Raw genomic sequence first — 8,693 nt, 5'->3', positions numbered from 1 at the left:
ACCACCGTCGAGTCACCCAGTTCGGTGAGTGCAGACCGCAGCGCCACTACGTCGTCCTCGCCGATGTCCGTCACTCGGTAGAGAACCTCGTAACCATTTATCGACGATGCGCCATGATGGTGATGCTCGGCATCCGTCACCGATCGAAACTTCGTCGGGTGCGAAGCGACGATGGCGCGGTGGTAGCGCGGACGAGTGGGCAGCGTTCCTGTCACCACGGCCGAGAAGCAATCGAGCATGATGACGAGCCCGAGAGCACCGGCATCGACGACACCCGCGGCATCGAGGACCGACAATTGCGATCGTGTCCGATCGAGTGCCATCGAAGCGGACTCACTCGCGCGATGCACGACCGAAGCGAGATCGGATCCCGCCGGCTCGGCAGCCGCCTCGGCAGCCGCCTCGGCTGCGACGGCCAGGACCGTCACGATGGTCCCCTCCACGGGAACGCTGACGACCTCGACGACGAGGTTCGATGCCCGGCCGAGAACGCGCGCCACACCGGGACCATCGAGGCGGCCGCTGCGGCATTCCTCGGCCAGCGCGCGCATCACCTGAGACACGATGACACCGGAGTTGCCACGGGCTCCCGCCACCGCACCTCGAGCGAGACTCGAGGCAACGGCGGCAAGATCGGCGTCCGGGCCTGCACTTCGCATGCACTCGACTGCGGATCGCACGGTGAACACCAGATTCGTGCCCGTATCGGAATCCGGTATGGGAAACACGTTCAGTTCGTTGATCTCCTCGCGGCGGTCGGTGAGACCGTCGACACAGCGATAGGCCCACTGCCGGAGCTCATCTGCGCCCAGTTCCGTCACCGCCACCGATACCTGACGGTCGACCACCTCACCCATGTCCGTCACGACCCCCGTCCCCCTCGATTCGGCCACAGCAAGCCTAGACTCGAACAGTCCCGGAGGCCGTTCAGCCACCACTTCAGGTGGCGGTTTGGTGAAATCCGGGTACGCCGCTATTCTTGCAGGGTTGCCCTAAGAGGAGCGGCGTGCTGATGTGCGTCTCGTTCTTGGCGCAACCGCCCTCATGTTAATGCTCAATCATCTATCAAGGAGTTCGCGACTATGGCTGCCGTCTGCGACGTATGCGCCAAAGGGCCCGGCTTCGGTAAGTCGGTCTCGCACTCGCACCGACGGACCAACCGTCGTTGGAACCCGAACATCCAGACCGTTCACGCTCAGGTTGCCCCCGGCAACTCCAAGCGCATGAACGTCTGCACTTCCTGCCTCAAGGCAGGCAAGGTGGTTCGGGGCTGATACCTGCCCCCGAGAACGAGTACAGAACTGTGCCCCGCGACCGAACCTGGTCGCGGGGCACAGTTTTGTTCGCGACAGAGGTAGGGAATACCGTTGTGACGGTCGCCGGCGGCCACACGTTACAGTGCAAATCGTGACAACTTTCGAAAGCACCGGAACGGTCGACCTCGTCGACGGAGTACTGCAGATCACCGTAGCGACAGACGCGGCCGGCACTTCACTGAGCGGCGCCGCCATGGTGGACGGAGCGCACGCACTGCAGGCGCTCGATGCAGGAGAACTGACCGCCGGTGCCGTACTTCTCATCGGCTCGGGTGCCAATTTCTGCGCGGGCGGAAACGTCCGAGCTTTCGCAGCCGCCCCCGATCGTGGAACCTACGTGCGAGGTGTGGCCGACGAGTTCCATCGATTCGTGATCGAACTTGCCGCGTGCACCGTTCCTGTCGTCGCCGGTGTCCAGGGATGGGCAGCCGGCGCAGGAATGAGCTTGGTATGCCACGCCGATGTTGCGATCGGTGGCCGCTCGACCAAATTGCGCCCGGCGTATTCAGGCATCGGCCTGACCCCGGACGGTGGTCTGACATGGACACTTCCGCGAATCGTCGGACCGGCTCGCGCCCGCGATATTCTGCTCAGCGATTCGGTCCTGCACGGCGAGGAAGCTGTCCGACTCGGAATTCTCAGTCGGCTGGTCGGTGACGACATCATCGTCAGCGAGGCGCAGCGCCTTGCCCGTACCCTTGCTGCCGGACCGACCGTTGCGTTCGAGGGCGTCAAGGCACTACTGCAGAAGTCCGACGCCTACTCTCTGGCAGAGCAACTCGATGCCGAGGCCGCGTCGATTGCCGCGGCCGCCGACGGTCCGACCGGACGCGAAGGAGTCGACGCCTTCGTGGAAAAGCGTCGACCCGACTTCTCGTAGATCTCCGGTTACGGCAGTCTCCAGTCGATGGGTTCGTGACCTCCCGCGACGAGCAATTCGTTGGCCCGACTGAACGGTGTCGATCCGAAGAAGCCGCGCGACGCCGAGAGCGGTGACGGATGCACCGACTCGATGCACTGCGTCGAACCGAGCATCGGTTTGAGCGTGGCAGCATCGCGGCCCCACAGAATGGCAACCAATCCGGCCGCATCGTCCCTGTCACCTCGCGCCACGAGAGCTCGAATCGCCTGCTCCGTCACCGCTTCCCACCCCTTCCGGCGATGCGACCCCGCAGCACCGGGTTGCACCGTCAGAACGCGGTTGAGCAACAGCACACCCTTATCGGCCCATGGCGAGAGATCACCGTTCGATGGAGTCGGGAACCCGAGATCGGTGGTGTACTCCTTGAAGATGTTGGCCAGACTGCGGGGAACTGGCCGGACGTCGGGCGCGACCGAGAAGCTCAACCCGACCGCGTGCCCAGGAGTCGGGTACGGATCCTGCCCGACGATCAATACCCTGACGTCGTCGAACGGTCGGGTGAATGCGCGAAGCACGTTCTCGCCCGACGGGAGGTAGCTACGCCCGGCTTCCAGCTCCGCGCGGAGCATCTCCCCCATGGCCGCTATCTGTTCCTCTACCGGTTCCAGCGCTGTGGCCCAACCTTTTTCGACTATGTCCTGCAGCGGTTTCGCAGTCACGAGGTGCTCCCGTCGAAGCTGGACCATCCGGCGGAACCGGAGAACGGCGCTCCGTCCACTGTCACCGTCGGCGACACCGAAGGACCTGCCACGTGTCCCACCACCGTCCAGCCGTCAGGAATCCGTGCCGTCTGGGGAAACGTCGCAGCGAACGCGTGGTCTTCGCCTCCGCCCAGAACCCAGGACAGGACAGGCACGCCCAAATCTGCTGCGGCAGAGACGATTTCGTCTCCAATGTCCAACAGTGCACTGTTCAGGTCGAGCGAGACCGAGGAGGCCTGCGCGATGTGGCCCAGATCGGCGACGAGGCCGTCGGACACATCGGTCAGCGAGGTAGCTCCCGCCAGTGCAGCGGATACACCTTGTTCGTACTCGGGTGTCGGCACTCGGTGAGCGTCGACGAGTACCGCATGCCCCGTCCGACCCGATTCGAGCACTGCGAGACCAGCGGCCGACCAACCGAGGTGTCCGACGACGGCGACGACATCACCCGGGCGTGCGCCCGACCGCAGCACCGGAGGCCGTCCTTCGAGATCACCGAGTGCGGTGACGGAAATCACGAGCTCCTCGGACTGGACGAGATCGCCGCCGATGATCGAGCAACCGGCGCGTTGCGCCTCGCGCCAGAGACCCTCGGACAGACCGTCCGTCACCTCCACCGACGTGGTTGCGGGGCACCCGAGAGCAACGAGAAATCCGGTGCAGCGAGCCCCCATGGCCGAAATGTCGGCCCCGTTCTGCGCGACGGCCTTCCGTCCGATGTCGATCGGGCTCGACCAATCGAGCCGGAAGTGCCTGCCCTCCACCAACATATCCGTCGTCGCGACCACTCGACCGTCTGCAGCGGCAACGACTGCAGCGTCGTCGCCCGGCCCGAGGATCGTGTGGCTCGATTGGATCCGGCCGCTCGTCGAACGGTCGATCACGCCGAACTCCCCGACCTCAGCGACCGTCGGACTGTGGGATTCGTCTCGGTCAGCACCGATGTCGATGTTCTTCCTCTTTTCCGTTGTGACCACCTGGCTCCCCTCTCGCGCGGAGCGACTTCGACCGCTGCGGTACCTTCTTACCGACAACCGCGCTTGTCGGGTGCGAAGACGCCCGGAATGCGAGACCACCGCGACACTACCTTCGGGTACTGCCGGGACATTCGGAAAGGGCCGACGATGGTGCAAGCGTTCATCCTCGTACAGACAGAGGTGGGTCGATCCGCTCTGGTCGCATCGGCGCTGCACGACGTTCGTGGAGTCGAATCGGCAGAGGCCGTGCTCGGGCCGTACGACGTCGTCGTCCGTATCGTGGCCGAGGACGAGGACGAACTGACCGCAATCGTCGCTCGCGTACAGAAAGTCGACACGATCACCCGGACGTTGACGTGTCAGGTCGCGGAGATCCCCGCCTGACACGACCGCCTGTCCTTCTATATCCGAGCGGAAGATGATGACAATCGAAGCCCCATCGCCGGAACCCGAGTCGTCCGAGCGGCGTCACCCGGCCGTCATCGCCACGGCCGTGGCCTTGCCCATCGCGTTGCTGGTCGGGGTCATCGTCGCCGCCGTCACGGTGTCCGGTGACGCAACACGCCCCCCGGAGGCACTCGGGCCGGTCGATGCTCCCGCTGCGGAGAGTTCGGACTGCGTGACACTGCTGGACGCGCTTCCCGAAGCCCTTGGCGATTACACCCAGGCCGAACTCGTGGATCCCGCACCGGCCGGCGCTCGCGCGTACGCCCCAGACGACGATGTGTCCGAGGCGATAGTTCTTCGATGCGGTCTGCCTCGTCCAGCCGGATTCGACGTGGCCTCCGCGCTTCAGGTGATCAACGGTGTTCAGTGGTTCGAGGTATCGGGAGCCGACACAGGAATCGATGCCAGTACCTGGTACACCGTCGACCGACCGGTCTATGTGGCACTGACGGTTCCCGGCGGTTCCGGACCTACCCCGCTGCAGGACGCATCGAACTCCATCGCGGGAGCGTTGCCGCAGACCGCGCTCGACCCTGCACCTCTGCAGTGACGTCGGCTATCTGAGCCCGGTGCCGCGCGCCAATGCCGTCTCGATGAGCGTGTCGATCAGAGTGCGGTAGTCGACTCCCGCGGCATCCCACATCTTCGGGAACATCGAGATCGAGGTGAAGCCGGGCATGGTGTTGATTTCGTTGATGATCGGTCCGTCCTCGGTGACGAACAGGTCGACGCGGGCGAGACCCTGGCAATCCAACGCTCGGAACGCGTCCACGGCGATCCGGCGGATCTCGTCGCTGATGTCCTGAGAGAGAACCGCGGGAACGTCGAATTCACAGACGTCGTCGAGGTACTTACTGTCGAAGTCGTAGAACGCGTGATCGTCCACCGGGGCGTCGCGCATGCGGATTTCGGCGACAACGCTCGCGCGCACGGAACCGTCCGGGAACTCCAGCACTCCGCATTCGACCTCACGACCCGTGATTGCGCCCTCGACGATCACTTTCGGATCGTGGACGCGAGCATGCGTGATCGCACCGGCCAGTCGATCCCAACTGCTGACGCGACTGATCCCGATGGAGGATCCCCCTCGAGAGGGTTTGACGAACACCGGTAGGCCCAGCAGCTCCTTCTGCTCGGCAGTCAGGGACTCGACACCACGCCTGAGCACAACCTGTCGGCCGACGGGAAGCCCTTCGGCCGCAAGGAGTTTCTTGGTGAACTCTTTGTCCATACCGGCCGCGCTCGCAAGGACGCCCGGTCCGACATACGGGACCCCTGCAAGTTCCAGTAGCCCTTGAACCGTGCCGTCCTCACCGTATGCACCGTGCAGCAACGGAAATACGACGTCGACCGAGGACAGGACCGAGCCTGCGTCATCGTCGCCCAACGAGAGCAGTGCGCCCTTCCGGCCAGGATCGGCGGACAAGGTCAGCGCCGTCGAGTTCTTGTCCACACTCGGCAGCACTCGGCCGTGGATGGCGAGTTCAGCGACGTCCTGCGCTCCGAGCACCCACGCGCCCTCCTTCGTGATGCCGACAGGCACGACGTCGTAGCGCTCGGGGTCGATGTGCCGGAGCACACTGCCTGCGGAGACGCAGGAAACCGCGTGCTCATTGCTTCGTCCGCCGAAGATCACGGCAACTTTGATACGGGATCGACTCACGGTGACCCACCGTACCGTCCGAGCGATCTTCGAGCGCGACCCGTCGCCCTTGGCCGAACTACTCCGTCGGTGCTACTCGGGCTTGATTCTGCGTCCGAGGAGATGCCCTACGGCGTCGGGGACGGACAGCCCCTCGTGGCACACCCGGTGGACGGCATCGGTCAACGGCATCTCGACGTCGTAGCTCTCGGCAAGCGCGCGCACCGAGGTGCACGACTTCACGCCCTCGGCGACCTGTCCGTGTGCGGCTTCCTGGGCGCTCTCCATCGATCCGCCTGCCCCCAGACGCTCGCCGAAGGTTCGATTCCGCGACAGCGTGGACGTACACGTCGCAACGAGATCCCCGACGCCCGCGAGGCCGGCCAGCGTCGCGGGTTTCGCGCCGAGCGCCGTGCCGAGTCGAATTATCTCCGCGAGTCCTCTCGTCATGATCGAGGCGAGGGTGTTCTCCCCGTACCCCACCCCGCTGGCCATGCCGCACGCAAGCGCGATGACGTTCTTGCACGCTCCACCGATCTCGCAGCCGATCACGTCTGTATTGGTGTAAGGCCGGAAGTATCCTGTGGCACAAGCCTTCTGAACCTCGAGTGCACGCCGGGAATCCGAACAGGCGATGACTGTCGCGGCCGGCTGGCCCTCCGCGATCGGGCGTGCCAGGTTCGGCCCCGACAATGATGCGATTCGGCTTGGATCGGCACCCGTCACCTGTGCAATGACCTGACTCATCCGCAGCAGCGTTCCGGTCTCGATTCCTTTGGCAAGGCTCAGCAGAGTGGCGTCTTTCGGAATCGAGTCGGTCCACTCGGCGAGGTTGGCTCGGAGCGATTGCGACGGAACCGCGAGAACCACGATGTCGGCACCCTCGAGAGCGCGTTCGGGATCGCTGGTGGCGGTGATGTTGTCGGGCAGAGTGATGCCGGGTAGGTAGTCGGGGTTTTCGTGTCCTTCGGCGATTGCGGTGGCGAGCTCGGACCGCCGAGCCCACATCGTCACGTCGGTGCCTGCGTCGGCCAACACTTTGGCGTACGCCGTCCCCCAGGATCCGGAACCGAGTACCGCTGCTCTGGTCATCGAAAGCCACCTTCGTCGATTCGTCCACTCACTGACCCACCCGAGTACGTGGACACCTCGAAAGCCCACGGACCGCCGCCCAACACTAACGTCCCGCCTCGCCCGCCGAGGTCGAACGGTGACGGCTGCAGTACCGCTGGCAGGATCGAGCTCATGAGTACCGCGCACGTGGTGATCGCAGTCAAGGATCTCGCCGCAGCCAAGACGCGTCTGGCCGATGCCTTCGCCGACATCGACCGCGCCCGACTGGTCGCTGCAATGTTCCGGGACACCGTCGTCGCCGCGCGCGCGGTCGATGCCGTCTCGGCCATCACTGTCGTCACGCCGGATCCTTCCATAGCCGCCGCCGCAGTCGACTTGGGCGCCCGGGTGGTGAAGGAACCGTGTGACCGAACACCCTTGGACTCCGTTGCGCGACTCAACTCGGCCTTCGAGGCGGCGGCCTCGATAGTGCGCGCCGAGGGAAGTGACGACATCATCGCTTTGCAGGCGGACCTTCCTGCCCTCCGAACCGCCGAGCTGGCGCAGGCCTACCTCGCGGCTCGTGGGCATGCGAGGTCCGTCGTGAGCGATCATCACGGAACGGGCACTGCCGCCTTGATCGTCGACGGGTCGTCCGGTGAGTTCGCACCGCTGTTCGGACCGTCCTCGGCGCGGCGGCACCGCGAGTCGGGCGCATACGATCTCGACGGACACTGGCCCGGTCTCCGGCTCGACGTCGACACCATCGACGATGTGCGGGAGGCTCACATCCTCGGCGTCGGGCAGGCAACCGCCGCAGTTCTGCGGTCGCTGGGGTGGTAGTCGACTCGACCGCGGCGAGCGAGTCGGACACAATTCATCGATCCGAGTTTCACCGGTCACGGCTATAGGGGATGATCGAGCGGTGAGCAACAGCGAAACAGAAGCCGACTCCGCCGCAACGACAGCCCCGGGACATCGCACCGATGACGGTCCGATAAGTCCGCCGCCGGCCACGACTTCGACCTCGAGTCCGGCCGCGCTTCCTGCGGCAACTGAACCGCACGCTCCCGACGCCAAAGAGGCGTTACCCGAAAACCGTTATCTGAACCGCGAATTGAGCTGGCTGGACTTCAATTCACGAGTACTTGCACTCGCTGAGGACTCCTCTCTCCCACTGCTGGAGCGTGCGAAGTTCCTGGCAATCTTCGCCTCGAATCTCGACGAGTTCTACATGGTTCGCGTCGCCGGCCTCAAACGTCGCGACGAAACCGGTCTGTCCGTACGATCGGCCGACGGTCTCACCCCTCGTGAGCAACTCGCCTTGATCGGTGAACGCACTCAGGAACTGGCGCGCCGTCACGCCCGTGTTCTGCTCGACGCCATTCTTCCGGAGCTCACCGCGGTCGGCATCGAGATCATTCGCTGGTCCGATCTCGACTCGGACGAACGCGGTCGACTGTCGACCTATTTCCACGAGCAAGTGTTTCCGGTCCTCACCCCGCTTGCGGTCGATCCAGCGCACCCGTTCCCTTACATCAGCGGTCTCAGCCTCAATCTCGCTGTCACAGTGAAGGATTACGCCACCTCGGGCGAGCACTTCGCACGTGTGAAGGTTCCCGACAACGTCGATCG

At 64.5% G+C, this 8,693-nt stretch carries 10 protein-coding genes and 1 pseudogene; 6 read left to right on the top strand and 5 right to left on the bottom strand.

The annotated features are described in order from the left end of the window. A partial coding sequence (locus tag A2J03_RS14985) for a DAK2 domain-containing protein (protein ID WP_156520406.1) occupies positions 1 to 857 on the bottom strand: 857 nt, incomplete at its 3' end. A 225-nt stretch (positions 858 to 1,082) separates the two neighbouring features. Here A2J03_RS14985 and rpmB point away from each other — a divergent pair. Together rpmB and A2J03_RS14980 are read left to right on the top strand one after the other, a co-directional pair. Beyond that, positions 1,083 to 1,274 carry a 50S ribosomal protein L28 gene (gene rpmB, locus A2J03_RS29995; RefSeq protein WP_008717389.1) on the top strand — a complete coding sequence of 64 codons (192 nt, stop codon included), beginning with the start codon at positions 1,083 to 1,085 and terminating at the stop codon, positions 1,272 to 1,274. 133 nt (positions 1,275 to 1,407) lie between these two features. Next, complete coding sequence (locus A2J03_RS14980; protein ID WP_068375368.1) at positions 1,408 to 2,196, top strand: enoyl-CoA hydratase-related protein; 789 nt, start codon at positions 1,408 to 1,410, stop codon at positions 2,194 to 2,196. An 8-nt stretch (positions 2,197 to 2,204) separates the two neighbouring features. Here A2J03_RS14980 and A2J03_RS14975 read toward each other — a convergent pair whose 3' ends face one another. Together A2J03_RS14975 and A2J03_RS14970 are read right to left on the bottom strand one after the other, a co-directional pair. Next, entirely contained in the window at positions 2,205 to 2,897 is a 693-nt protein-coding gene (locus A2J03_RS14975; protein WP_068375354.1) for a uracil-DNA glycosylase, read from the bottom strand. Beyond that, positions 2,894 to 3,916 carry a thiamine-phosphate kinase gene (locus tag A2J03_RS14970; protein ID WP_197480784.1) on the bottom strand — a complete coding sequence of 341 codons (1,023 nt, stop codon included), beginning with the start codon at positions 3,914 to 3,916 and terminating at the stop codon, positions 2,894 to 2,896. The genes A2J03_RS14975 and A2J03_RS14970 overlap by 4 nt, the downstream gene beginning before the upstream one ends. A gap of 147 nt (positions 3,917 to 4,063) precedes the next feature. Here A2J03_RS14970 and A2J03_RS14965 point away from each other — a divergent pair, with 147 nt between their 5' ends. Together A2J03_RS14965 and A2J03_RS14960 are read left to right on the top strand one after the other, a co-directional pair. Then, the gene (locus tag A2J03_RS14965; protein WP_068375351.1) at positions 4,064 to 4,300 is read left to right on the top strand and encodes an Lrp/AsnC ligand binding domain-containing protein; all 237 of its coding nucleotides are present in this window, start codon (positions 4,064 to 4,066) and stop codon (positions 4,298 to 4,300) included. Between the two features lie 37 nt (positions 4,301 to 4,337). After that, positions 4,338 to 4,913, top strand: coding sequence for a DUF3515 domain-containing protein (locus A2J03_RS14960; protein ID WP_068375362.1), 576 nt, complete (start codon positions 4,338 to 4,340; stop codon positions 4,911 to 4,913). 6 nt (positions 4,914 to 4,919) lie between these two features. On the opposite strand, the gene A2J03_RS14955 is transcribed toward A2J03_RS14960, so the two are convergent. Further along, positions 4,920 to 6,026: a D-alanine--D-alanine ligase family protein gene (locus tag A2J03_RS14955; RefSeq protein ID WP_068375348.1), complete on the bottom strand. Its 1,107-nt coding sequence runs from the start codon at positions 6,024 to 6,026 to the stop codon at positions 4,920 to 4,922. A gap of 72 nt (positions 6,027 to 6,098) precedes the next feature. Further along, on the bottom strand, positions 6,099 to 7,097 hold the full coding sequence (locus A2J03_RS14950) for an NAD(P)H-dependent glycerol-3-phosphate dehydrogenase (protein WP_068375345.1): 999 nt from the start codon (positions 7,095 to 7,097) through the stop codon (positions 6,099 to 6,101). A gap of 153 nt (positions 7,098 to 7,250) precedes the next feature. Between A2J03_RS14950 and cofC the strand changes: the two genes are divergently transcribed. Then, positions 7,251 to 7,901, top strand: coding sequence for a 2-phospho-L-lactate guanylyltransferase (gene cofC, locus A2J03_RS14945; protein ID WP_197480783.1), 651 nt, complete (start codon positions 7,251 to 7,253; stop codon positions 7,899 to 7,901). A gap of 154 nt (positions 7,902 to 8,055) precedes the next feature. After that, positions 8,056 to 8,693 (top strand): annotated as a pseudogene (locus A2J03_RS14940) (RNA degradosome polyphosphate kinase); the annotation flags it as partial.

The organism is Rhodococcus sp. EPR-157 (genome assembly GCF_001647195.1).
GTDB lineage: Bacteria > Actinomycetota > Actinomycetes > Mycobacteriales > Mycobacteriaceae > Rhodococcoides.
Note: the sequence above shows the minus strand (reverse complement) of the source record. Positions and strands in the feature narration are given on the sequence as shown.

Coding starts and splice junctions, on each gene's coding strand:
- rpmB (WP_008717389.1), top strand. CDS start 1,083: ATGGCTGCCGTCTGCGACGTATGCGCCAAAGGGCCCGGCTTCGGTAAG.
- A2J03_RS14965 (WP_068375351.1), top strand. CDS start 4,064: ATGGTGCAAGCGTTCATCCTCGTACAGACAGAGGTGGGTCGATCCGCT.
- A2J03_RS14960 (WP_068375362.1), top strand. CDS start 4,338: ATGACAATCGAAGCCCCATCGCCGGAACCCGAGTCGTCCGAGCGGCGT.
- A2J03_RS14950 (WP_068375345.1), bottom strand. CDS start 7,097: ATGACCAGAGCAGCGGTACTCGGTTCCGGATCCTGGGGGACGGCGTAC.
- cofC (WP_197480783.1), top strand. CDS start 7,251: ATGAGTACCGCGCACGTGGTGATCGCAGTCAAGGATCTCGCCGCAGCC.